Raw genomic sequence first — 22582 nt, forward strand, 5'->3', positions numbered from 1 at the left:
CACAACAGGCGGCGCGCGATCGATCCGTATGCCGAGCCACTTTTGCAGGTCTGAACCGACATGCCCAGTCTTTCTCAAACCCTTCGGCGCATTGTTAGACCACTTGTGCGGTGAGGTGGTCGTTTTTGCGGCCATGCTTCTGCGAGGTCTAGATTGCAACCAGATGATTGTCCCATGCGCGATTGGCCAAGGCGAGTTTTCGGGGCTTGCCATCAACCACCGAAAAGATACCGCCAAGTCCGTCTGTGCTAACAAAACCTTCGCCACTTGGTGCGACGCCGCAGATGTCGCTGCGGTTCCAGATTTTGGTACCGTGCGTCAGACCGTGCGTCAGTAACACACCGCCGCGCGGCGAGGTGATGGCAACCGAGCTTCCGTTGCCCGCAAAGCTTACGCTGCCCACATATCCACTCAATCTGTTTTGATCCGCTATGGGAAACTCTGGAAAAACTGCGGGGTTGCCCAGCGCATGCAAGCCAAGAAGCGGAACGGCTTCACCTTCTATACCTTGCCACTGCATGGCGAAGGCAACGAGCCCATCTTCACGCACATCAAGATGACGGATCGAGCATTGGTGAAGCGCGGGCTCGAGCTCTTTGCGGTCTATTTGGCTACCATCTGTTTTTAGGTAGCTCAGGTTTGGGCGCATGGTGTCGAGGTTCAATTTGTCCCGCCCATGGTCGGGATGTGTGCGGATACCGCCATTCGCCACGACGAGTGTTTCGCCATCTGGCAGAAGCTTCAGGTCGTGTGGGCCGATGCCGCCTGATGGAAAATCTCCGATGCGGCGATAGTTCTCGCGCCGCGACCAAAGACTGATGCGGCCTTCGCCGCTCTCGATATCGTTTTCGGTGCAGCAGAGTGTATCGTCGTTCAGGAAAACGCCATGTCCATAAAAATGCCGCCCGTTTGGCGCATCAAGTTTCTGGATCAATCTGCCGTTTGTACAGTCGATGACCAAAGCATAGGTGCCTGGTCGGCGGGCAAAGGCAACAGCCTCTGGAAATCTGGGGTGTGCCGCGGCTGCATGACCACGGGCGGGAAGGGCAATGCGGAAAATGTCTTGGCCGCATTCGGACAGTCCGAAAAGCGCATAAGTGCCGTCCGGTTCGCGTGCTGCGGCCAGAAATGAAGGGTTTCCCGCGTCGGCCCAACTTAGACTTGGGGTTAGGGATGCCGCCATGAGCCCAGCGAGGAAACCGCGTCTGTCCTTGCGCATGTTAATCTCCGTCGAGCGCGTTAAACCCTGCGCTCACACCAAGCATCGGTCCAACTTCTATGCGAACGGCTTCGCCAGTTGCCGTTACTGCTTGTTGCAGAATTTCGACTTTGAGCCGCGAGGACGGGTCTGCCACACCCGCAAAGACTGGATCATCAAGCGTTTCAGCATGCGTAATGGCGCGGTCAAATGCTGCCTGCGTTTGCGTGGCCGCGCCATCGGTCAACGCATCGTTTAGATCACGCAGCGCGATGAGTGAAAGCGTCACATTACGTAAGCTGCGGCCAGATCGCCGCGCTTCGGCGCGCGTGGGGCGCGGGCGTTCGAACGTGCCAAGCGGCCTTCCAAGGCGTTTGTCCTTGTTAAATTCAAGACCGGTTACAACAGACGTAAAGACCGCCTGTAGAGCCTCGCGTTCGGTGAAATAGGTTTCATTCCCACTTGCACCACCGGTGCGGAGTGTTTGAGCGAAATTGTCTTGCCACTCAGCGTCCAAAGTTGCAGCGAGTGTTGCGAGGTCTTGGCTAATGGCCTGAACAAGATGACAAACATAGCTGCCTTTTTCATAACCCGTATATTTTTCCTCATACAATAGCCGCTCAAGCGCAAAGAACCCGCGCGCGGCGACGGATACATTGGCGAACGTCTCGACATCCTCAACAATCGGGTCTTCAACTGAAATCAAACGATCCAGATGCCGACCTGTTGAGTTCTTCGTGTCAGGCCAATAGGCAATTGCCGGAGCAAGGCCAAGGGTCTCGATTGGCCCGAACGAGATGTGCGAAACACCCATCCACGCATCAAACGCCTCGTGATACGCAGGCGCGACAGCTTCTGCGCGGCAATCTGCTTGGGCCGCTATGGCTAGTTCTTCAGTCGCGACTGTGAACGCCTCATGCGCAGGGAGGATATGCTCGTCGATGACGGCATCAATTCCCGCAGTTGCAATTGAAGGTATGAACGCGGCCAATACCAGATATTTCATCAGAGGCTCTCCAGAAAACGAATGAGTGCGGCGCGATCAACCGCTAGCATGTCGACAACGCTATCACGGGCAGCTTGGGCTTCGCCACCATGCCAGAGGACCGCCTCAAGAAGGTTGCGGGCGCGGCCGTCGTGCAGAAAATAGCTGTGGCCATTGACCTGTTCGGTCAGGCCAATCCCCCAAAGCGGCGGGGTGCGCCATTCATACCCGTCCGCGCGCGCCTCGGGGCGGTGGTCGGCAAGGCCGGGGCCCATGTCGTGAAGCAAGAGATCGGAATAGGGCCAAATGAGTTGGAAGCTCTGTTCCTGACGATCCTCAAGGCGATGGGTGACGAATTTCGGGGTGTGGCAAGAAGTGCAGCCCGCCTCATAGAACATTTCCTTGCCGCGTAAGACTTCTGGATCATCCACATCGCGGCGCGCTGGCACGGCGAGGTTGCGCGAATAGAAGCTAACCAGTTCAAGGCTCTCGTCAGACACCTCAAGATTCCCGTGGTCAGCGGTGTTGCCATCAGGCGCGCTGCGACAAGTAGATTGCGCGTCGGTACAATCGCCAAAGCCAGCGGGAAACAGGCTGGTGGAGAGGCCGATATCTCCTGCAAAGGCACCAGCAGATTGTTCGCGAACGGTGGGCATACCGGCTTTAAGCCCAAAGCGGCCAAGCATCGGAACGCCGAACTCCCGTGACATGACGATTTGCGCTCTGCCTGAAATGCCGTCTCCGTCAGCATCGTCGGGATCGGCTCCGGCCAGAATGTCTGCAGCAGGTATGGCTTCGAGTAATCCCAGCCCGATCATGGGAGGCGCAACGCGCGGGCTGAGCATGGCATCGGCATGAAGCGGGCCATAGCCCAAATCCTCGGCTGTATAAGTCGGCTCTCTCAGATAGGCAGTTTCACCGTCAGAAAGCTCAACCTCGACCTCGGTGTATTCAATGCCGAGCCGATACTCCGCGGCGTGGCCCTGTACCGCGATGTCTTGAAGCTGACCGCCATAGACAGGGTCGGGCAGGGTGGCGAGATACTCTGCGATTTCTGCTGGTGCGTCTTTGTCGGTGCCAGGAATGGAGATGCGCAGGAACATCGAAACAGAGCTATCGTTCGGCCCTTCGGGCGGGTGGCCGCGTCCGTCTTTAAGGTGGCACCGCTGACAGCTCCGCGCGTTATAGAGAGGGCCAAGGCCGTCAGACGCCAAAGTAGAGGAGGGCGATGACACCCAGAGTTTGCGGAACAGCGCGTTACCCAATTTGAAATCAAGCTCTGCGGCAAAGTCCATATTTTCCGACGACTGCGAAAAGGCATTTGCATCCTTGCGCGCGCGCGTCGTGGTGGCGCCGCCTTGGTTGCTTTCGAATTTCTCTGCCGCGCTGAAATCGGTGGTTGGCTTTGTGACGGATATGATCCGCTTTGCTTCGCTTTCCGTGCGTGGAATGACATTGAGATGAACATCGTCCATGTCCTGCGCCCCTGCAGAGATGGGTACCGTAAGCGCGAATAATCCTGCGGCCATTTTCGAAACGAAGCGAGGGGGGCGGTTGTTCATTTTTCTTGTCTTTCAAACACATGCGAGTGCCGCCAATACGGCGACACTCTTCTTGAGATCTTCAAAGGGGGGGCGCTTATTCAAACACTGCATCCGGATTGTCTAGGCTGTCGGACCCTTCGAAATCAATCGCATCAATGCCAAGTGCGGTCACAGCACGTTCGATGGATTTGGTTTGTTTCACCAAAGCATCAACCGCAGACATGATGAGTTCTTCGCCCTTTTCGTTGCCGCGCTCGAGCATCTGATCATAGGCAAACCCGCCTTCAGCGGCTTCTTTGAGTTCACCGAGTTCCGCCATGGTTGCTTCAAGATCGGCTTTAAGCGCGCTATCCACTTCTGCATCGGCTGCGGCGACGAGTTCGGAGAGGGACGGACCAGACACAACAGAGCCGTCAACGCGGGTATAGCTGCCGAGATAGACATTCTGAACGCCCAAACCATCGTAGTAATGGCTGTTGTGTGTGTTGTCAGAGAAGCAATCGTGCTCTTCTTCTGGGTCGTTGAGCATAACACCGAGCTTCATCCGCTCACCGGCTTGCTCACCGTAGGAAAGAGACCCCATTCCGGTAAGGATTGCATCGAGGCCAGCGTTTTCATCGGACAGAACGGTTTCACGCGCCGCGCCGTTATCTTGCCACTGCGCAGCCATCCATTCGAGATCGGAGACGAGCAATTCTGTTGCCGCTTTCAGGTATTCTCCGCGGCGGTCGCAATTTCCGCCAGTACAGGCATCACCCGTTGCGAAATCGGTTGCCGGACGCGCGCCAGCACCTGCGCCATGTCCATTAAGATCTTGGCCCCAAAGAAGGAATTCAATGGCGTGGTAGCCTGTTGCCACATTGGATTCGACCTCATCCGCTTCGTGAAGCGTTTCGGCAAGAAGCTCCGGTGTGATGTTGGTTGCGTCGATTTCGGTGCCGGAGAGCGAGAATGTCTCGTTCGCGATCACGTTCAGCGCCGCATATTCATTCTCGTCGGTTGCGCCGCCATATGATGAGTCCACATAGTCGATCAGACCTTCGTCTAGCGGCCATGCGTTTACCTTACCTTCCCAGTCGTCAACGATCGCGTTGCCAAAGCGGAAAACCTCGGTTTGTTGATAGGGCGCGCGCGCGGTGATCCACGATTCTTTGGCTGCAGCAAGAGTCTCGTCGCTTGGGTCAGCAACAAGCGCGTCAACGGCAGCTTGCAATGCCTTTGCCGTCACGAGGCTGTCTTCGTATCCCGCAGCGGCGATGTCGGCATAGGTGTTCAGTACGGCGGCTTTGTCAGCGAAGGCTGGGAGTGGGGCCAGTAGAGTGGTGGCCAATGCGGTTGCGGAAAGGAGTTTCATAAATGTGTCCTGTGTTACGTCGCGAGTTTCCGACAAAAATTGTCAGGAGTTAACTGAAGCACAGGATGGTTTTTGTCAATTCCGATTTTTTTAATCGGATAAATTTGGTAGGAGTTAAAATGACCCTAGAAATTGTTGAGTACTGTATCGATCGATCAGTGTGTATTGGGGCAGTGAAGCTGGCGAAGCCACTGATGCACGACTTTACTGCATTCCAAACATTTGAATAAAAAGAGGGTATTATTCGGATGTTTCCTGTGAACTCCGGCTAGACAAAACCTGGCTAAGACAAGCTTCTTGTGGTTCTGATTTAACTGTTGTCATTCCGCATGTGTGCAAGTTAAGTTGTTGACAAATATAGAGGAATTTTCTTGTGCTTGGCACCTTAAATAAAACAGAGCTAGAGTATTGCACAATTTACAACGATGTTCCTTATGTTTGCGCCAGCCTTGGCGATAAGGAGATCACGCTCCATAGTACAATTTATTTGCCAAAGGAATGTAAGCTGAAGCCACCGCTTTTTGTCTGGTTTCATGGTGGAGCATTTAAATTCGGCAGTCACAATCAAAAGATGGCAAAACGATTGGGTCGCAGGCTTTCACAAAAAGGTATTGCGGTCGCGTCTGTGCAGTACCGCTTGCATGGTAAAGCCGAAGATGTGTCAGATAAGATTGCTAGTCAAATTGATGAGTACCAAAACAATAGAGAAAACTTGATACGGCCTGGATTGTGCGAATTTAGGTCCATTGTCGCCATGGAGGATGGTGTAAGCTTCTTGGGTTGGGCGTCAGATGTTGCGGATCGTTTCGGCTGGTCAGAAAAACGTGTTATTGGAGGATCATCGGCCGGGGGAATAACAGCGTGTAACATTGCTTTTGGGGCCAGGCAGCTCGGTTTGAATGCTCCTTTTATCCATGGAGTTTTCTCTTGTTCTGGGGGCTATAGTTACCCAAGATATGTTGATCCATCCGATAATTTTTCTGTTCTGGCACTTCATAACCCTAACGAAACCCGTGTTTCGGTAGACGGCGTGAGGATGCTCAAAAAGAAACTCGGTGGAAAAATGGAACTACTTGAATCAGAAGCGCATATTCATGGGCATTGCGAGCTATCACCTGGGGAACCCAAATGGCAAACGTATGAACGAATTGAGCGTTTCGTGAATAAATGTGTGAATTGACTCGCATAGTTCTTGAATGGTCTCAATCGAAGCTGCGAACGAATTTTGTTTTGGTTTGCGTGTGCATCAATTGAGTTAATGATTGGTTCAGCCCTTCATAAGCCATCATGCTGAACGCCATTTTTTTCGGCAAGTTCAAATAAAATGGAATCCTTCGGAGGTATACTCAAAAATCTATTTTTAAGGCGTTCACGCACGCGGCGGCCATAAAAATGAATGGAGACGGTATCGTCTTGCACCAATTTCCATGTTTTCCAAGCGGCTCGAAAATAAATGCGCCTATCTTCAAATGGAACAGGGTAAAGGACGTGGGGGGCAAGTGCATGATGGAATTCATCATTCTTTTTGAGATAGTATGTAAGCGCTTTGGGCCCCCAAGCGCCCCAAGGCATTTCAGAAACATGCATTGGATCACCGGCAGAACTTCGGATTTTCATCTCGGCAATATGTTTGGGCATCATCCAAGAAGGAATCGCGTATTCGTCCTCACAGAAATCGATAAGATTTCTTAGAGTTTGAGATTCTGCAGGAAGGGCCATTACGCCATTCGCGACGATTTTTTCATTCTCACGACCAAAGAAATATCCGTCCTTCGGTACAAATGGTCTTAAGCAGTATGCATCGGTATCAGACCAGACAATACCGTCGTTCTTAGCAAGTAAATGATACCTAAACTTATCAGCATAAATAGCAGGACTGCCAGTTCGGCCATGACGTACGATTTGCTTTGGTTCTTGTAAAATATCACTTGCAGACGCGAGTTCGACACCTTGCGGTACGCCACCGATGTCATTGTATGAAAATATTACGACTGGATGACCAATTTTTACAAACGATGTGACGCACAACCTCTCTATGAAACCGAGGGGTGGCCCATCCCAAAACATGCCAATTGTAGGAAGACTCATGCTTAAACTTGTTAATCGAAGAAAAGAAAATTGTCATTCTGAATTTCTGATTTTTCTTTCACTCGCGCTTCGTAACACAGTGAAATTAGAAACTTTTTGTACAGATATTTTGAAAATGGCGGAGAGACAGGGATTCGAACCCTGGGTAGGCTTGCACCCACAACGGTTTTCGAGACCGCCCCGTTCGACCACTCCGGCACCTCTCCGTGGTGCGCTGATTAGTTAGTATCGCGCAGGGTCGCAAGGGTAAATTCGCTTGAGTTTCAAGAAAATCCCAAAATTTCAGCTCGCGCCGTGTCACGAGGCTGCGATTTGGGGCGTTTGGGGGTGAAATCCTTTTGGAAAGCTGCAACAACTTACTACATATATCCTACGATAAATACCGATGACTTCAGGAGACCCGATGGCCCGTTTGATCCAAAGCACTGTTTCTGCCTTTGTCTTTCTCGTTGCGACCTCGGTTGCGGCGTTTGCGGACCGCGAAGCTGAATTGCAGCGCTTGAATGAGATACTGCGGTTGGATGAGTTGTTTGAGATTATGGCGGAGGAGGGTGACCTCTATGCCGTTGACCTTGAGGAGCAACTGTTCGCAGGGAAGGGCGGAGACACTTGGCGCAAGGACGTACAAGAAATCTATACCTCGGCGCGTTTGAAGGACTCTTTTTGGCAAATGTTCTCTGAGGCTCTTTCGGACCAAACAGTTTCAGAAACGCTCGCCTTTTATGACACCGACCTTGGCGCGAAAATTACCGATGCAGAGCTGCTGACACGCCGCTCGTTTCTTGACCCTGCGGTAGAAGAGGCAGCAAGTGAAATTGTTGAGTCTATGGTTCGGGAACAGGATCCGTTTCTTGTTTCATTGCGTGAATATGCAAAGGTGAACGACCTGATCGATTCAAATGTCGTCTCCTCGATGAATGCGCAATACGCCTTTATGCAGGGGCTGATTCGTGGTGGCGCGGTTGATAATTCTATGACCGACAGCGACATTCTTGCAGATATCTATAACCAAGAGCCGGTATTTCGCGCAGATACCATGGCTTGGGTCATGAGCTTTTTGGCTTTGGCGTATCAGCCGCTAACGGAAAGCGAATTGCGCGATCATATTGCCTTCGGCCGGACGGCTTCTGGGCGGCAGTTCAACAATGCGTTGTTCAGCAGTTTTGACGAAGTGTTCAAAGACGTATCAGAGGCGCTTGGTTATGCGGCCGCGACCTATATAACAAGTCAGGATATCTAGGCGTGCAGATACCGCTCGGCTTGTGTGTGTTGCCAATTCGAAGTTTCGGCACTGTGGCCAAATAAACTTACGGCTTTGGCTTGACTTCTTTTGGGATTGGACCGATAAGCCGCCTCTCAATGCGGGATTCCTTTCGGACTCTCGTGTTGGTTTATGTTTTATTCATCGCCCGAGCGGGCGCGCTGTCCGAGGCGCCATACTGGCAAAAACTCCCATGCGGGGGCCACAAGACGCGGAAATGCAAAGGAAGACCTGATGTTTGCGGTTCTAAAGACCGGCGGCAAGCAATACAAAGTTCAAAGCGGCGACGTGCTGCGAGTAGAGCGTATTGCTGCAGATGCTGGCGAAACTGTTCAATTCAACGAAGTTCTCATGGTTGGCGCCACTGTTGGTACGCCAAACGTTGAGGATGCTGCGGTTCAGGCCGAAGTGATCGACCAGATCAAAGGCGAAAAAGTTATTCATTTCGTCAAGCGCCGCCGTAAGCACGGCTCCCAGCGCACAAAAGGTCACCGTCAAAAGCTGACCCTCGTTCGGATCACAGATATCCTTGAAAAAGGTGCATCGAAGTCCGGCGTTAAAGCGGCACAGGGTACAGGTTCCGTGCCTGCATCCGTTGTTGCTGCAATGGCTGACGTGACACCGAAGGCGAAAAACGCGCCTGCAAAGAAAGCAGAAGCGAAGCCCGCCGCCAAAGCCGAGGCTAAGAAGCCTGCCGCCAAGAAAGCCGCACCTAAGAAGGCTGCTGCTGCAACTGGCGCGGACGATCTTAAGAAATTGTCCGGTGTTGGCCCCGCACTCGAAAAGAAACTGCTCGATGCAGGCATCACTACATTTGCCCAAATCGCAGCCTGGACTGATGCTGATGTAGCCGAGTTCGACGAAAAATTGTCGTTCAAAGGCCGTATCGAGCGCGAAGGCTGGATCGAGCAAGCTAAAGAATTCGCTAAAGGCTAAGGAGAGACAGCATGGCACATAAAAAAGCAGGCGGTTCATCCCGTAACGGTCGCGACTCTGCTGGTCGCCGCCTTGGTGTAAAAAAATTCGGTGGCGAAGCCGTGATCCCAGGCAACATTATCGTGCGTCAGCGCGGTACGAAGTTCTTCATGGGTCAAGGCGTTGGCATGGGGAAAGATCACACAATCTTCGCAACTGCTGAAGGTAACGTGAAATTCCACAAGGGCCTCAAGGGCCGCACCTTTATTTCGGTTCTCCCAGTGGCGGAGGCCGCTGAGTAAGCCGAAACCTTATGGTTCAAGATTAGGGGTCGGTGGAAACACCGGCCCCTTTTCATTTTTGTAACATTTCTTTGGTAACCACGCCGCGTACAGGCGCCAGTAGAGAAATTGACATGCGTTAAGGGGCAAATGTTCCTTATGCGATATGCTTTTCGAGGAGGAGAGGCATGAGACTTGAGACGATAACAGGCCAACAGGTAATTGAGACCGAACGGTTCACGCTGCGTCCGGTTCAGAAATCGGATGCCGGACAGTTGCGAATGTATGCGGGTGACAAGCGCGTCGCGGAGCAAACCTCTTCGATTCCGCATCCGCTGCCCCGTGGTGTCATCCAAGCCTTTATCGAACGTGTCCAGCAACCCGACCGCGATGAGGACGCTTGGGTCATGGATCGTGGTGGTGACGAAATTCTGGGTGTGATCAGCCTTAAACGGATGGACCGTAGCCAATCAGAGATCGGGTATTGGGTCGCACCTGCGTTTTGGGGAACTGGCCTTGCGTCTGAGGCCGTTAACGCGCTGTTGGAGGCAAATCCGCAGAACTGCAAAACTATCTTCGCTGTTGTCTTTCAGGATAATCCGGCCTCTGCGCGCGTGTTGACCAATGCTGGCTTTACGTATCTCGGCGATGCGGAACACTTTTCCGTGGCGCGGGATGCCAATGTCGCAACGTGGACTTACCTGCGCAAATACGACTGATCCTATTGGACGAAATACGCGGTGAATGCCGCAACTGAAACAAAAGCGGACGCGGTGAAGGCTTGAGCCTCGCCGCGTCCTGCTGTATCGCCTTGATAAATTGACGGAAGGCCGGCCAAATGAAATTTCTAGATCTCTGCAAAGTCTATGTGCGTTCCGGTGGCGGCGGTGGCGGCTGTGTGTCTTTCCGACGCGAGAAATATATCGAGTATGGTGGCCCAGATGGTGGTGACGGCGGACGCGGCGGCGATATCATTGCAGAAGCCGTTGAAGGGCTAAACACGCTCATTGATTTCCGTTACCAGCAGCATTTTTTTGCCAAAAACGGCCAGCCCGGTATGGGTGCGCAACGCACGGGTGCGGATGGCGAAACCATCGTCATGAAGCTCCCCGTAGGCACGGAAATTCTTGATGAGGATCAGGAAACGGTTATCGCCGATCTTACTGAGGTGGGCCAACGCGTTGTGCTTGCTAAGGGCGGCAATGGCGGCTTCGGCAACCTGCACTTTAAATCTTCGACCAACCAAGCGCCGCGTCGTGCCAATCCGGGGCAAGAGGGGATTGAACGAACACTCTGGCTTCGGCTCAAGCTGATTGCGGATGCTGGTTTGCTCGGTCTGCCGAACGCGGGGAAGTCGACGTTCCTGTCGGCCACGTCAAATGCCCGCCCTAAGATTGCGGATTATCCGTTTACCACGCTGTATCCCAACCTCGGGGTTGTAGGTGTTGATGGTGCGGAATTCGTAATTGCCGATATTCCGGGCCTAATCGAAGGCGCGAGTGAAGGACGTGGGCTTGGCGATTTGTTCCTTGGTCATGTGGAGCGGTGCTCGGTCCTGTTGCATCTTGTGGATGGAACCGCCGAGGACGTTGCTGCGGATTACAAAACTATCATTGGCGAGCTTGAAGCCTATGGCGGCGCGTTGGCAGATAAGCCACGCGTGACGGTGCTGAACAAGATTGATGCGCTGGACGAGGAAGAACGCGCCGCGAAACGTGCTGAGCTTGAAGCTGCATGCGGCGGACCGGTCATGCTGATGTCCGGTGTTGCGCATGATGGTGTAACCGATGTGCTGCGCGCGGTTCGTGCCGAAATTTCCGAAGATAAACTGCGCAAGAAAAAGGCCGACGAGGAGCCCGAACCATGGCAACCCTAGCCGCCACCAACCGTAGTGCAGAGGCTTTGGCCCGCGCGCGGCGCGTTGTGGTCAAGATTGGCTCGGCAATGCTTGTCGATAAAGACAGTGGAGCGTTGCGAGAGGAATGGTTGCAGGGACTCGCCCGCGATGTGGCCAAACTCAAAGCGCAGGGCGCGGATGTTGTTTTGGTCTCGTCCGGTTCTATTGCGCTTGGGCGAGGTGTTTTGGGTCTGCCTGCGGGCGGGTTGGCACTTGAGCAATCTCAAGCCGCGGCCGCCGTTGGGCAAATCCGTTTGGCGCGTGCCTATGAGGGCGTCTTGGCACCCGAAGGCATTACAACTGCGCAGGTATTGGTCACGCTCGAAGATAGCGAAGATCGCCGTCGTTACCTCAATTCGCGCGCCACGTTAGAGCAACTCTTGAGCTTCGGCACGGTGCCGATCGTAAACGAGAATGACACCATCGCCACTGACGAAATCCGCTTTGGCGACAATGATCGCCTTGCCGCGCAAGTTGCCGTGACGGTCGGTGCGGATGTTCTGGTGCTTCTGTCGGATGTTGACGGGTTTTACTCCGCCAATCCGGGGATTGACCCGACTGCACAGCGGTTTGATACCATCGATGTCATTACGCCTAGTATCGAAGCTATGGCGGGTGATCCGACCTCTGGTCTGTCAAAGGGTGGCATGAAAACAAAAGTCTTGGCTGCAAAAACCGCGACCCAAGCGGGCTGTGCTATGGTCATTTCCGAAGGGTCGGTTGTGCAACCAATTACAAGCCTGATCGAAGGCGCGGCCTGTACGTGGTTCACCGCAAAAGATACCCCACAGGCGGCGCGCAAGCATTGGATATCGGCCATGAAGCCGCGCGGGATTGTAACCGTGGATGCCGGCGCAGCGCAGGCGCTCAAGCGCGGGAAGTCCCTACTTCCAGCGGGAGTGACGGCGGTGAGCGGGACCTTTGGGCGCGGGGATCCGGTTGCGGTTCATGGGCCAGACGGACAAATCGCGACGGGCCTGACACGCTATACCTCTGAAGAGGCGCAGCAGATCAAGGGCGTTCCTTCGGACCAGTTTCAGGCTATTCTTGGCTATGCCGGCCGCGCAGCCCTGATCCATCGCGACGATATGGTGCTCTGAACCATCTGTGATGGGGCTTATTGCAATTCTTCATGCGTTACCCCCTTGGTTCGTTGGCAGAAACCGCATTATATTGCGCCGAACTCCCGTGAACGTTGAAAAGGCGAGACCATGAAAGACAGCGACAATATCCCCCTTCTGATGCAAGACATCGGCACACGTGCCCGCGCCGCATCGCGTGAGTTGGGATTTGCGCCGGGTCCGCAGAAGGAAGCGGCGTTGATGGCCGCCGCTGATGCGGTGTGGGAGCGTCGCGCAGAGATCATCGCTGCCAACGAAAAAGATATGGCATATGGCCGCGACAAAGGGCTGAGCGCTGCGATGCTCGACCGTCTGATGCTGGACGAGGATCGGATTAAGGGCATTGTTGATGGCCTGCGCGCGGTCGCGATGCAGAAGGATCCCGTGGGCGCAACGCTCACCGAATGGGACATGGAAAGCGGGTTGCATATCAAGCGTGTACGCACGCCGCTTGGCGTTATCGGCGTGATCTATGAAAGCCGGCCGAATGTCACGGCTGACGCAGGCGCGCTGTGCCTCAAGGCAGGGAATGCGGTTATCCTGCGCGGTGGATCAGAAAGCTTCCATAGCTCTGGTTTGATCCATGCGTGCCTGCAAGACGGTTTGCGCGAAGCGGGTCTTCCCGAAGACTCCATCCAACGCGTGCCAACCCGTGATCGCGCTGCCGTCGCAGAGATGCTGCGCATGACCGAGGCGATTGATGTGATTGTACCGCGTGGCGGCAAAGGGCTGGTAGGTCTTGTTCAGCGTGAAGCGCGGGTGCCTGTTTTTGCTCACCTTGAGGGGATTTGCCACATTTATGTGGACAAAGACGCAGATGCGGAGAAGGCCTTGCGTGTTGTGCTGAATGCGAAAACGCGCCGTACCGGGATTTGTGGATCGGCGGAATGCCTGTTGGTGCATAAGGATATCAAAGACACATTAGGCCAGAAAATCGTTGATGCGCTTAAAGAGGCCGGTGTCGAAGTTCGGGCCGAGGGGCTTGATGGAAGTGTTCCTGCGAATGAGGAGGACTTCGGCAAGGAGTTCCTCGACATGATTATCGCGGCGAAGGTTGTTGATGATGTTGACGGCGCAATCGATCATATCCGCACCTATGGCTCCAATCATACTGACTGTGTGATTACCGAGAACGAAGATGTTGCGGATCGGTTCTTTACGCGTTTGGATTCTGCGATCCTAATGCACAATGCCTCGACCCAGTTTGCCGACGGCGGCGAGTTTGGTATGGGGGCGGAAATCGGCATTGCCACAGGTAAGATGCACGCGCGAGGACCAGTCGGAGCCGAGCAATTGACGAGCTTCAAATACATCGTCAAAGGCGACGGCACCACGCGGCCATAACGTCAGAAGGTGATCGTTATTTCGGTGTCGTGAAACTCTGCGGAAAGCGTTTTTCCGCAGTCTTTCAACGCGCTAGCAACAAGAACGAATTGGATTTGCGCGGCAGAGACCTCAATGTCTGGGTTGTCTTCAGAGACGAGTTGCCAGAGGTTTGTGTCGATCTTCAGGCGTTCCGCTTGGGCGTGCAATGTCCAGTTTCCGCTTTCACAGCCACAGGTGATCGTGCCGCCAAATGGCATTGTTGTTTCAAGGCATTGGATCAAAAGAAACGCGAGTTTTGCCTCACGGCGCATTGGGTCTTCTGTGCTGGTCCAGGTGATGTCAACGCGGGCTTGCTCGCTATACTCTTTCAAGATTGCCCCGATCTCTCGACCGCGCATTTGTTGGGCATGGGCGCTATCGCCAAAGGCGACGCGGAAAAAACGTACCTTGGCATTGGCGTTCGTCACCGAGTCCCGAATAAGCGCCACCTCGGCGCTATTTGCCGCGTTGCTCATCTCCAACAGTTCAACCCCATTGCCGATTGCGCCTAAAGGGCTGATAAGGTCATGACAGATGCGGGATCCGAGAAGGGCGGTTAGGTCTCTTGGTTTCTGCGACATGGTTTTCCTGACGTGCGAGGCAGTTAGATGAACGAAATACTAGAGCCGGGAATGCTGGTGCGAAACCCTGCGCAGCCCGAGTGGGGCCTTGGTCAGGTACAATCTGTTATTGATGGTAAAATAACCGTTAATTTTGAAGAATGCGGCAAAATAACTTTGCAAAGTGCGCATGTGCCACTCGAAATCGTCTTTGACGCGGGTTAGTCGGGCTTGCCGTTGCGCTTTGGTTGCATTTAAAGGCGCAAGTCCCTAGAAGCTGCTCAGACAAACTGGAGCTATCCCGCACTCTATGAGCAGAACTGACCCCAAATTCGAAACTCGATTGGCGCAATCGTCCGAGGACCTGCGTGCCGCGCAGCGACTGCGGTATCGGGTATTCATCGAGGAGCTGGGTGGCGATGGCGACATGGTCGACCATGAAAATCGCCTCGAGATGGATGCCTTTGATGCGCATTACGACCATCTCCTGCTGATCGATCATAGCCGCGAGGGTGGCGTTGAAGAACAGGTTGTCGGGGTGTATCGGCTGCTGTTGGGCGAGAAGGCCGCGGAGATCGGCCAATTCTACTCCGAAAATGAATACGATCTCACTTGTCTAAAACAAAGTGGTCGCAAGCTTCTGGAGCTGGGGCGCTCTTGTGTGCATCCGAATTATCGTGGCGGTACGGCGATGTTCCACCTTTGGAATGGTTTGGCCGAATACGTCCTGTCGAACGGGGTCGAAATCCTGTTTGGTGTTGCAAGTTTTCACGGTACAAATGTCGAAGATATCAAGCAATCTTTGGCCTATCTGCACCATAATCACCTCGCGCCTGAAGAGTTGCGAGTGCGTGTTGTACCAGAGCATTTCCAGACCATGGATCTCGTGCCAACCGATCAACTTGACCGCCGTGCGGCGATGGTCAACACGCCTGCGCTGATCAAAGCGTATCTGCGGCTCGGTGGTTTTGTGGGCGAGGGGGCGTATCTGGATTATAGCTTCAACACCACAGACGTCTGTTTGCTGATGGATACCGAACGGATGAACGCCAAGCACAAGAATTTTTACACAAAGGCGCGAGACGCGTGACGCCCACATGGACGTCGGATAAGGCCCCCACACCGGTTAAGATCGGGGTCGGTGGCGTTGTGCGCGCCGTTTTGCGGGGTGTTCCGCTGCTTCTTTTGACGAGCATTTGCTTGATATTGATGCTTTTGCTGCGTCTTATCGAGCAGCCTATTTACGGCGTTCGGCGGCCGTTTACGCCTTATCTTACGTTGTTTGTATGTCGGAATGCCTTTCGCATTTTGGGCATGGGATATAGCGCCGAGGGCGAGATCATGCGCCACAAAGGGGCGGTTGTTGCCAATCATGGCTCTTGGTTGGATATCTTTGCGCTGAATGCGCAGAACCGTATTTACTTTGTTGCCAAGGCCGAGGTGGCCTCGTGGCCAGGGATCGGCTGGCTCGCGCGGGCGACAGGAACAGTGTTCATCGCGCGAAAAGTAACAGACGCCCACAAACACCGCGACACCTTTACCGAACGGCTGCTTGCGGGGCATAAGCTGTTGTTTTTCCCCGAGGGAACTTCAACCGACGCTTTGAGGGTTTTGCGTTTTAAATCAACGCTTTTCGCTGCGTTCCTCACAGACAAAATTAAGCCCGAAGCATGGGTGCAGCCCGTGAGCGTTGTGTATACCGCGCCTGAAGGTGCACCTGTGGATTTCTATGGCTGGTGGGGCGATATGAGTTTTGGGCCGCATATGCTCAAGGTTTTGGCGGCGCGTAAGGCTGGATCCGTGAAGGTGATTTATCATCCACCTTACCGTGCCGCAGATTACGACTGCCGTAAGAAACTAGCCGCGGATTGCGAGGCCGCGGTCCGCTCTGGGGTCGAGAAAACACTTGGAGACGCCTACGCCGGTTAACGGCCTTCGCAGATTACCCGCGAAGCGGTGCGAGGAGCGCGTTGAGGCTTTCTGCTGGTGCGTCGTGGCTCCAGATTTCTGGGCCAACACCGAAGAAATCCGTAAACGGCGCCAATGCCGCAATGAGGTCCTCATCAAGTGCGCCCTCGGCAACCACAGGGACCTCGATCATTTCTGACCACCACTGAAACAAGTCAAGTTCGGCGCGGCTTCCATCACCCAGCGGTGTCAACCCGACGGGGCCAAATGCAATGTAATCTGCGCCCGCTTCGCCAGCGGTCATGCCGTCATGCTGCGAGTGGCCACAATAGGCGCCGATAATTGCGTCAGGCCCAAGTTCTTTGCGGGTGTTGCGTACAGAGTTGCCCGTATTGCCGAGATGCACGCCATCAAGTCCAAGACGTTCGACCAAAGGAATATGCTTGTCCATCACAATGGCAATGTCGCGCTCGTGACAGATTGCGCGCAGGGCGTCGGCGGCGCGGCAAATGCGGTCTTCGTCTTGCGTTGCCATAGAAAGCCGCACACAGGCGATCTCGTTGCTGTCGAGAACCCGCGCAAAGACATCAGGAAAGGTTGAAAGCTCGAATTCTGGCGGCGTGATCAGATAAGTTTGCGGCACAAGCGGTGTGTCTTGGGTATCTGTTGCGGGCATGTCTTTTACCTCGGCCATCTCGGACTCCTTGAAGCTCTTCCCGTTCGTTTAACGGTGTTCGGCGGTGTTGTAACGGGCTTTTTTCGTCCCGATTACTTCGGGGGCAGGTCTTTGACGTTTTCGAGCGAAAGATCAATTAAAATTCTGCGGCGCGTATCATCGGATATGGCGTCTTCGTTTGCGTCAATCATACCGCCCATGGGACGACCGGTAAAAGACAAGGGCGCTGTGCCTTCAACCTTGAGCGCTTCGGCTTCGCGCGGCTTTCCGGGGCGGAACATACCACCGCCTTTGTGAACACCACAGACCATGTGTCCGTTCAATTGGAAGCACAGGCCGCCGAACATCTTGCGCTCGGTGATACCGTCCAGATCGGCCAGATCATCGCGCAATAACTGCGCCAGCCCTTCGTCATATGCCATATCGCGCCTCTCTTTCCTGTGGTCTGTCTCTTGCGTCCGTCGTTTTGCGAGCGTAACACATCCGAAATCCGTGGCAAAAGAAAGCGTTTGACCGTGAGCGATAAGAATTGGAGCGGGCCGCAGCCGGCCTTTGTTTTGGTACGCCCACAAATGGGCGAGAATATCGGCGGCGCGGCGCGGGCTATGTGGAATTTCGGGCTGGACCGGATGCGGATCGTTGATCCGCGCGACGGCTGGCCAAATCAGAAGGCCGTTGCAATGGCGAGCGGCGCGGGGCGATTGCTGGATGAGGCGGGGCTGTATGATGATGTGCCTGATGCGCTTGCCGATTGTAACTATGTCTTTGCCACGACGGCGCGCCATCGGGGATTGACCAAGCCCGTGATGTCACCTGAACGCGCGATGGAACATGCACGCGCATTGATCGCCGAGGGAAAAAAGGTCGGCGTGATGTTTGGTCCTGAGCGTTCGGGCCTTGAAAACGAGGATGTTGCGCGGGCCAATGCGATCATTTCCGTTCCGGTCAATCCGGAGTTCCCTTCGCTCAACCTTGCACAATGTGTGTTGCTGACGGCCTATGAGTGGCGGCGTCAATCTGAAACGGTCGTGCCGGAAACGGTTGAGATGGCAAAAACCGAGTTCGCAGAAGGGCTTGAGGTCGAGAAGCTGGGCGATCATTTCGAACAGAGGTTAGAAGACGCAGGGTTCTTCTTCCCTGAGGCCAAGGCTGCCAACATGAAACTCAATCTGCGCAATATGTGGGCGCGGATGCCGCTTACACGCTCGGATGTTCAGATGCTTCACGGGATGCTACGCCAGATGGTGCGTTGGAAAGAACGTGGCGATGAATAAGCGCCTTGCGACGTTAAATTCACACCAAGCGAAAATGGGCCGTTGAAGCCTATGGGATCAAAGCCTAAATTCGCGGCAACATATCGCCGCAGGATCGGGTGAGGGAAAGGGCAGCCATGTCAAAGCCACGCAGTATTTTCGAAGAGGTTTCCGAACAGGAGAAGCCATCAACTCCAACGCCGGGTGGCATTGATCGTGCACCCAAAGGAGCGCGGCGCGGGATTCGGCTCTGGCTGATGGTGTTATTTCTGATGGTTGCGGCGATGGTCGTAATTGGCGGGCTTACGCGCTTAACGGATTCCGGCCTTTCGATTACGGAATGGAAACCTGTTACGGGGGCTGTGCCACCAATGTCTGCGGAGGCATGGGACGGCGAATTCCAGAAATACAGGGAAACACCTCAATATGAGGCGCTGAACCGCGGGATGGAGCTTGCGGAGTTCAAGTTCATCTATTGGTGGGAATGGGGCCACAGACAGCTTGGCCGCACGGTTGGTCTGGTCTGGGCGCTTGGGTTCCTCGGGTTTCTGGCGACGAAAAACATTCCAACGGGTTGGACAGGACGGCTCTTGCTGCTCGGTGCGCTTGGCGGATTGCAGGGGGCGATTGGCTGGTGGATGGTGGCGTCCGGCCTTAAGGACGGGATGATCGCTGTGGCCTCTTATCGGCTTGCGGTTCACCTTGGGTTGGCCTTCCTGATCCTTGGGTTCCTTGGATGGTACATCCTTCTTCTGGGTCGAAGCGAGGCAGAGTTACTCAAGGCGCGGCGTGACCGCGAGGGCAAGCTCTTCTCCATGTCAACGGGCCTCATGCATTTCAGCATGGTGCAAATCTTGATTGGTGCGCTTGTGGCCGGAATTGACGCGGGGCGTACGTTTACCGATTGGCCGTTGATGGCAGGTGGGTTCTTCCCCATTGGCATGTTCGAGCTGACACCGTTTTGGACCAATTTCTTTGAAAACCCCGGACTGGTTCAGTTTATGCACCGGATCGTTGGGTATCTGTTGCTGATCTTTACATTCATTGTGTGGCGCAAGAGCCGTGCGAGCGGGAAATTGGCCGTGCGGCGTGGGTTTGACCTCGTGTTGGGCATGATGGTGCTTCAGGCCGTTCTTGGGGTTCTGACCGTTTGGAACGCGGCACCACTCTCAATCGCGATCCAACACCAAATTGGCGCGATTATCCTGTGGGTGCTGATTCTGCGGGCGCGTTTCATGACGCAATATCCACCCGAACAAACAATCCGGAGGGCCTAACGTGGCTGACAAGACCGCTGCAACATACAACGAGCTTATGGGCTTTGTGCGCGAAACCTGTGCGCTAGGCGAGATTGCGGGCCGTTTGGGCTGGGATCAGGAAACGATGATGGCTCCGGGGTCGGCGCCTCAACGGGCCGAAGAAATGGCTGCAATGGAGTCGGTTCTGCACGCCCGCAAAATGGATGCACGGGTCGGCGAATGGCTTGATGCGCTTGAGGGGGCGGACATTGGAGAGGTCGAGGCAGCACAGCTTCGCCTGATCCGTCGTGAGTTTGACCGCGCGACCAAGGTTCCTGCTAAGCTGGCGTCCGAAATTGCTCGGGTGACTTCTGCTGCGCAGGGGATTTGGGCCGAGGCCCGTGCCGCCGAAAACTTCGCCGATTTTGCGCCGACTTTGGAAAAGGTCGTTGCCTTGCGCCGCGAAGAAGCGGATGCGCTCGCCCAAGGCGGGGACCGGTATGATGCATTGTTGCAGGATTATGAGCCAGGCACCTCAGCCGCCGAAATCAGTACAATGTTTGACAACATGCGCCCGCGTCTTGTGGCGTTGCGCGAGCGTATCCTTGGCTCGGAGTTCACACCCGTTGCCCTGACGCGTGATTTTGACATTGACGCGCAGATGAGTCTCTCAAACGAGCTTGCGATCGGTTTCGGGTATGATTTCACCCGTGGGCGGCTTGATAAAGCGGTGCACCCGTTCTCGAGCGGGTCTGGTAATGATGTGCGGATAACCACGCGCACGGCGGCACAAGATCCGTTCAACTGCATCTATTCCACAATCCACGAGGTTGGCCACGCCTGTTACGAGCAAAATATCTCACAGGATTATCTGCTCACACCACTTGGGCGCGGCGTTTCTATGGGGGTTCACGAAAGTCAGAGCCGCATCTATGAAAACCAGATCGGGCGTAGTGCTGCTTATACGTCCTATCTGTTTGCCAAGATGAAAGACGCCTTTGGTGATATCGGTGTGGCCGATGCGGAGGCGTTCTTTGCGACTGTGAACCGCGTGCGTTCTGGATATATTCGCACTGAAGCCGATGAAATCCACTACAACTTGCATGTCATGCTGCGGTTTGATCTGGAACAGCAGCTTATCTCTGGCGCGCTCGACGTTGCGGACCTTCCCGATGCGTGGAACACGCGGTTTGAATCCGACTTTGGCGTTGCTGTTGATAAACCAAGCAACGGGTGTTTGCAGGATGTGCATTGGTCTGTGGGCTTATTTGGCTATTTCCCGACATACTCGCTGGGTAACCTTTACGCTGGCTGCCTGAACGAGGCGATGCACGCAGCGGAACCAGGTCTGGACGCAGAATTTGCCAAAGGTGATACAAGCCGCGCAACAGCATGGTTGGCACAGAACGTGCAGCAACACGGCGGGCGCTATACGTCAGCGGACGTCATCACGCGCGCATGTGGCAAAGAGCCAAGCGAAGCGCCACTGTTGGCGTATCTCGAAGAGAAATTTGGCCGGATTTATAACCTGTAATTGGTCAAAGGGGGGCGGTGGTAAACCTGCCGCCCTATGTCACTAACGGCCGGATTTTCAGCTTGGAAATCCGGTTGCCATCCATTTCCATAATCTCGAAACGGAAGCCATGGAACGAGTAAACTTGTCCCTTTGACGGGATACGCTGCGCTTCGTGGATCACAAGCCCAGCAATGGTATTGGCTTCTTCATCCGGCAAAGACCAATCCGTCGCACGGTTCAGGTCGCGGATGGTTGCGGCTCCATCCACAAGGAATTGACCATCCTCGGTTTTCTCGTGAACTGGCGCGTCGGTGATGTCGAATTCATCGGTGATCTCGCCCACGATTTCTTCAAGGATATCTTCGAGCGTGATCAGCCCCTGAAGCGCTCCGTACTCATCCACGACCAACGCAAAATGCGTGCGACGGCGCAGGAACTGGTGCATTTGGTCGTCGAGCGTTGCGGTTTCGGGAATGAAGTAGGGTTCCGACGCGATATCCATCAGGTCAATCTCGGCCAGTGCATCCCGCGCAGACCCGCTCTCGCGCGAAAGATCATGGATGGCGCGCAACAGGCTTTTGGCGTGAATGACACCGACGATATTTTCCGGCTCGTTCCGATACAGTGGTAAGCGCGTATGACGGCTCTTGAGGCATTGCTCCAGAACCACATCGGTGGTGAGGTCCGCATCGATCATCTCGATCTGGCTGCGGTGAAGCATGATCTCTTCAACTGTGCGCTCGGAAAGGTCCAGCGCGCCAAGGATACGGTCGCGGTCTTCTTTTTCGACAACCCCTTCGGAGTGGCCAAGAGAGATCGCGCCAGCAATCTCGTCGCGCACAGCAAGGATTGCGCCGTCAGGGTCTGTTTGGATGCCAAACACGCGCAATACGCCGCGCACCAACATTCTGACAAAGGCAACGACAGGCGCGAATATTTTGATAACCAGTGCAATCGGCCCGCTGACGGCGCTGGCTGCGGTTTCAGCGTTGGTGATCGCATAGGTTTTCGGCAGCACTTCGGCAAAGATCAGGACCAGCAAGGTCATGACCAGCGTTGCCAATGCCACACCGCTTTCGCCGTAAAGTCGGGTAAACAGAGCGGTGGCAAGCGAAGTTGCGAGGATGTTGACGAGGTTGTTGCCCAAGAGCACCGAGCCGATCAGCTTTTCACTGTCCTCGGTTATGTCGAGCGCGCGTTCGGCCCCGCGAGAGCCCTTGTCGGCCATATTGCGCAATTTTCCGCGCGAGGCGGCGGTTAGCGCAGTTTCGGAGCCGGAAAAGAAAGCCGAGAAAATCAGAAGTGCAAAAATTGCACCGGCGGAAATCATGAGGGCGGTGTCAAACACGAGGCCAGAAACATCCAATTGGTTGCGGTATGCCAGCACTATGCCAGCCATTCCGTTATGGGGCGCAAACCCCG

The 22582-nt window shown here is 54.5% G+C and carries 23 protein-coding genes and 1 tRNA gene; 14 read left to right on the plus strand and 10 right to left on the minus strand.

The window, feature by feature from the left end:
• Positions 1 to 148: 148 nt before the first annotated feature.
• The 4 genes from N9C89_RS06850 to N9C89_RS06865 form a co-directional block, all read right to left on the minus strand.
• Positions 149 to 1219 carry a DUF1513 domain-containing protein gene (locus N9C89_RS06850; RefSeq protein WP_263953087.1) on the minus strand — a complete coding sequence of 357 codons (1071 nt, stop codon included), beginning with the start codon at positions 1217 to 1219 and terminating at the stop codon, positions 149 to 151.
• Between the two features lies 1 nt (position 1220).
• Entirely contained in the window at positions 1221 to 2204 is a 984-nt protein-coding gene (locus N9C89_RS06855) for an imelysin family protein (protein WP_263953088.1), read from the minus strand.
• Positions 2204 to 3712: a di-heme oxidoredictase family protein gene (locus tag N9C89_RS06860; RefSeq protein WP_263953298.1), complete on the minus strand. Its 1509-nt coding sequence runs from the start codon at positions 3710 to 3712 to the stop codon at positions 2204 to 2206. Before N9C89_RS06860 ends, N9C89_RS06855 begins: the two co-directional genes overlap by 1 nt.
• Before the next feature lie 109 nt (positions 3713 to 3821).
• A complete protein-coding gene (locus tag N9C89_RS06865) occupies positions 3822 to 5081 on the minus strand; it encodes an imelysin family protein (protein WP_263953089.1) in 1260 nt (419 codons plus the stop codon).
• A 373-nt stretch (positions 5082 to 5454) separates the two neighbouring features.
• On the opposite strand from N9C89_RS06865, the gene N9C89_RS06870 reads away from it, so the two are divergent.
• The gene (locus N9C89_RS06870; RefSeq protein ID WP_263953090.1) at positions 5455 to 6261 is read left to right on the plus strand and encodes an alpha/beta hydrolase; all 807 of its coding nucleotides are present in this window, start codon (positions 5455 to 5457) and stop codon (positions 6259 to 6261) included.
• 95 nt (positions 6262 to 6356) lie between these two features.
• Here N9C89_RS06870 and N9C89_RS06875 read toward each other — a convergent pair whose 3' ends face one another.
• Complete coding sequence (locus tag N9C89_RS06875) at positions 6357 to 7169, minus strand: hypothetical protein (RefSeq protein ID WP_263953091.1); 813 nt, start codon at positions 7167 to 7169, stop codon at positions 6357 to 6359.
• A gap of 116 nt (positions 7170 to 7285) precedes the next feature.
• Positions 7286 to 7375, minus strand: a tRNA-Ser gene (locus N9C89_RS06880).
• A gap of 197 nt (positions 7376 to 7572) precedes the next feature.
• Here N9C89_RS06880 and N9C89_RS06885 point away from each other — a divergent pair.
• The 7 genes from N9C89_RS06885 (at position 7573) to N9C89_RS06915 (ending at position 13988) form a co-directional block, all read left to right on the plus strand.
• On the plus strand, positions 7573 to 8409 hold the full coding sequence (locus tag N9C89_RS06885) for a DUF2059 domain-containing protein (RefSeq protein ID WP_263953092.1): 837 nt from the start codon (positions 7573 to 7575) through the stop codon (positions 8407 to 8409).
• Positions 8410 to 8664: 255 nt separating this feature from the next.
• Positions 8665 to 9366, plus strand: a complete 702-nt coding sequence (locus N9C89_RS06890; RefSeq protein WP_263953093.1) for a 50S ribosomal protein L21 — start codon at positions 8665 to 8667, stop codon at positions 9364 to 9366.
• Between the two features lie 11 nt (positions 9367 to 9377).
• A complete protein-coding gene (rpmA, locus tag N9C89_RS06895) occupies positions 9378 to 9647 on the plus strand; it encodes a 50S ribosomal protein L27 (RefSeq protein ID WP_263953094.1) in 270 nt (89 codons plus the stop codon).
• 167 nt (positions 9648 to 9814) lie between these two features.
• On the plus strand, positions 9815 to 10345 hold the full coding sequence (locus tag N9C89_RS06900) for a GNAT family N-acetyltransferase (RefSeq protein ID WP_263953095.1): 531 nt from the start codon (positions 9815 to 9817) through the stop codon (positions 10343 to 10345).
• A gap of 119 nt (positions 10346 to 10464) precedes the next feature.
• Entirely contained in the window at positions 10465 to 11502 is a 1038-nt protein-coding gene (obgE, locus tag N9C89_RS06905; protein WP_263953096.1) for a GTPase ObgE, read from the plus strand.
• The gene (gene proB / locus N9C89_RS06910; RefSeq protein WP_263953097.1) at positions 11490 to 12623 is read left to right on the plus strand and encodes a glutamate 5-kinase; all 1134 of its coding nucleotides are present in this window, start codon (positions 11490 to 11492) and stop codon (positions 12621 to 12623) included. The genes obgE and proB overlap by 13 nt, the downstream gene beginning before the upstream one ends.
• A 111-nt stretch (positions 12624 to 12734) precedes the next feature.
• Positions 12735 to 13988, plus strand: coding sequence for a glutamate-5-semialdehyde dehydrogenase (locus N9C89_RS06915; protein WP_263953098.1), 1254 nt, complete (start codon positions 12735 to 12737; stop codon positions 13986 to 13988).
• A gap of 2 nt (positions 13989 to 13990) precedes the next feature.
• Here N9C89_RS06915 and N9C89_RS06920 read toward each other — a convergent pair whose 3' ends face one another.
• Complete coding sequence (locus N9C89_RS06920) at positions 13991 to 14590, minus strand: histidine phosphotransferase family protein (protein ID WP_263953099.1); 600 nt, start codon at positions 14588 to 14590, stop codon at positions 13991 to 13993.
• A 27-nt stretch (positions 14591 to 14617) separates the two neighbouring features.
• Here N9C89_RS06920 and N9C89_RS06925 point away from each other — a divergent pair, with 27 nt between their 5' ends.
• The 3 genes from N9C89_RS06925 (at position 14618) to N9C89_RS06935 (ending at position 16498) form a co-directional block, all read left to right on the plus strand.
• Entirely contained in the window at positions 14618 to 14794 is a 177-nt protein-coding gene (locus N9C89_RS06925; protein ID WP_263953100.1) for a DUF3553 domain-containing protein, read from the plus strand.
• Between the two features lie 85 nt (positions 14795 to 14879).
• Positions 14880 to 15659, plus strand: a complete 780-nt coding sequence (locus N9C89_RS06930; protein WP_263953101.1) for a GNAT family N-acetyltransferase — start codon at positions 14880 to 14882, stop codon at positions 15657 to 15659.
• Positions 15656 to 16498, plus strand: coding sequence for a lysophospholipid acyltransferase family protein (locus tag N9C89_RS06935; RefSeq protein WP_263953102.1), 843 nt, complete (start codon positions 15656 to 15658; stop codon positions 16496 to 16498). The genes N9C89_RS06930 and N9C89_RS06935 overlap by 4 nt, the downstream gene beginning before the upstream one ends.
• Before the next feature lie 13 nt (positions 16499 to 16511).
• Here the strand turns inward: N9C89_RS06935 and N9C89_RS06940 are convergent, their stop codons facing one another.
• Together N9C89_RS06940 and N9C89_RS06945 are read right to left on the minus strand one after the other, a co-directional pair.
• Positions 16512 to 17171, minus strand: coding sequence for a thiamine phosphate synthase (locus tag N9C89_RS06940; RefSeq protein WP_263953103.1), 660 nt, complete (start codon positions 17169 to 17171; stop codon positions 16512 to 16514).
• A gap of 74 nt (positions 17172 to 17245) precedes the next feature.
• Positions 17246 to 17575 carry a TfoX/Sxy family protein gene (locus N9C89_RS06945; protein ID WP_263953104.1) on the minus strand — a complete coding sequence of 110 codons (330 nt, stop codon included), beginning with the start codon at positions 17573 to 17575 and terminating at the stop codon, positions 17246 to 17248.
• Between the two features lie 93 nt (positions 17576 to 17668).
• On the opposite strand from N9C89_RS06945, the gene N9C89_RS06950 reads away from it, so the two are divergent.
• The 3 genes from N9C89_RS06950 to N9C89_RS06960 all read left to right on the plus strand — a co-directional run bounded on the left by N9C89_RS06950 (position 17669) and on the right by N9C89_RS06960 (position 21178).
• Positions 17669 to 18427: an RNA methyltransferase gene (locus tag N9C89_RS06950; protein ID WP_263953105.1), complete on the plus strand. Its 759-nt coding sequence runs from the start codon at positions 17669 to 17671 to the stop codon at positions 18425 to 18427.
• 116 nt (positions 18428 to 18543) lie between these two features.
• The gene (ctaA, locus tag N9C89_RS06955; protein ID WP_263953106.1) at positions 18544 to 19683 is read left to right on the plus strand and encodes a heme A synthase; all 1140 of its coding nucleotides are present in this window, start codon (positions 18544 to 18546) and stop codon (positions 19681 to 19683) included.
• A gap of 37 nt (positions 19684 to 19720) precedes the next feature.
• Positions 19721 to 21178, plus strand: coding sequence for a carboxypeptidase M32 (locus tag N9C89_RS06960; RefSeq protein ID WP_263953299.1), 1458 nt, complete (start codon positions 19721 to 19723; stop codon positions 21176 to 21178).
• A 34-nt stretch (positions 21179 to 21212) separates the two neighbouring features.
• Here the strand turns inward: N9C89_RS06960 and N9C89_RS06965 are convergent, their stop codons facing one another.
• Positions 21213 to 22490 carry an HlyC/CorC family transporter gene (locus tag N9C89_RS06965; protein WP_394358484.1) on the minus strand — a complete coding sequence of 426 codons (1278 nt, stop codon included), beginning with the start codon at positions 22488 to 22490 and terminating at the stop codon, positions 21213 to 21215.
• Between the last annotated feature and the right edge of the window lie 92 nt (positions 22491 to 22582).

It is taken from the genome of Halocynthiibacter sp. SDUM655004, assembly GCF_026015885.1.
GTDB lineage: Bacteria > Pseudomonadota > Alphaproteobacteria > Rhodobacterales > Rhodobacteraceae > Falsihalocynthiibacter > Falsihalocynthiibacter halioticoli.

Excerpts from the sequence above, each read along its gene's own strand:
- N9C89_RS06850 (WP_263953087.1), bottom strand. The coding sequence starts at position 1,219 with ATGCGCAAGGACAGACGCGGTTTCCTCGCTGGGCTCATGGCGGCATCC.
- N9C89_RS06855 (WP_263953088.1), bottom strand. The coding sequence starts at position 2,204 with ATGAAATATCTGGTATTGGCCGCGTTCATACCTTCAATTGCAACTGCG.
- N9C89_RS06860 (WP_263953298.1), bottom strand. The coding sequence starts at position 3,712 with ATGGCCGCAGGATTATTCGCGCTTACGGTACCCATCTCTGCAGGGGCG.
- N9C89_RS06865 (WP_263953089.1), bottom strand. The coding sequence starts at position 5,081 with ATGAAACTCCTTTCCGCAACCGCATTGGCCACCACTCTACTGGCCCCA.
- N9C89_RS06875 (WP_263953091.1), bottom strand. The coding sequence starts at position 7,169 with ATGAGTCTTCCTACAATTGGCATGTTTTGGGATGGGCCACCCCTCGGT.
- N9C89_RS06885 (WP_263953092.1), top strand. The coding sequence starts at position 7,573 with ATGGCCCGTTTGATCCAAAGCACTGTTTCTGCCTTTGTCTTTCTCGTT.
- N9C89_RS06890 (WP_263953093.1), top strand. The coding sequence starts at position 8,665 with ATGTTTGCGGTTCTAAAGACCGGCGGCAAGCAATACAAAGTTCAAAGC.
- rpmA (WP_263953094.1), top strand. The coding sequence starts at position 9,378 with ATGGCACATAAAAAAGCAGGCGGTTCATCCCGTAACGGTCGCGACTCT.
- N9C89_RS06900 (WP_263953095.1), top strand. The coding sequence starts at position 9,815 with ATGAGACTTGAGACGATAACAGGCCAACAGGTAATTGAGACCGAACGG.
- obgE (WP_263953096.1), top strand. The coding sequence starts at position 10,465 with ATGAAATTTCTAGATCTCTGCAAAGTCTATGTGCGTTCCGGTGGCGGC.
- proB (WP_263953097.1), top strand. The coding sequence starts at position 11,490 with ATGGCAACCCTAGCCGCCACCAACCGTAGTGCAGAGGCTTTGGCCCGC.
- N9C89_RS06915 (WP_263953098.1), top strand. The coding sequence starts at position 12,735 with ATGAAAGACAGCGACAATATCCCCCTTCTGATGCAAGACATCGGCACA.
- N9C89_RS06920 (WP_263953099.1), bottom strand. The coding sequence starts at position 14,590 with ATGTCGCAGAAACCAAGAGACCTAACCGCCCTTCTCGGATCCCGCATC.
- N9C89_RS06925 (WP_263953100.1), top strand. The coding sequence starts at position 14,618 with ATGAACGAAATACTAGAGCCGGGAATGCTGGTGCGAAACCCTGCGCAG.
- N9C89_RS06930 (WP_263953101.1), top strand. The coding sequence starts at position 14,880 with ATGAGCAGAACTGACCCCAAATTCGAAACTCGATTGGCGCAATCGTCC.
- N9C89_RS06940 (WP_263953103.1), bottom strand. The coding sequence starts at position 17,171 with ATGGCCGAGGTAAAAGACATGCCCGCAACAGATACCCAAGACACACCG.
- N9C89_RS06945 (WP_263953104.1), bottom strand. The coding sequence starts at position 17,575 with ATGGCATATGACGAAGGGCTGGCGCAGTTATTGCGCGATGATCTGGCC.
- ctaA (WP_263953106.1), top strand. The coding sequence starts at position 18,544 with ATGTCAAAGCCACGCAGTATTTTCGAAGAGGTTTCCGAACAGGAGAAG.
- N9C89_RS06960 (WP_263953299.1), top strand. The coding sequence starts at position 19,721 with ATGGGCTTTGTGCGCGAAACCTGTGCGCTAGGCGAGATTGCGGGCCGT.
- N9C89_RS06965 (WP_394358484.1), bottom strand. The coding sequence starts at position 22,490 with ATGATTTCCGCCGGTGCAATTTTTGCACTTCTGATTTTCTCGGCTTTC.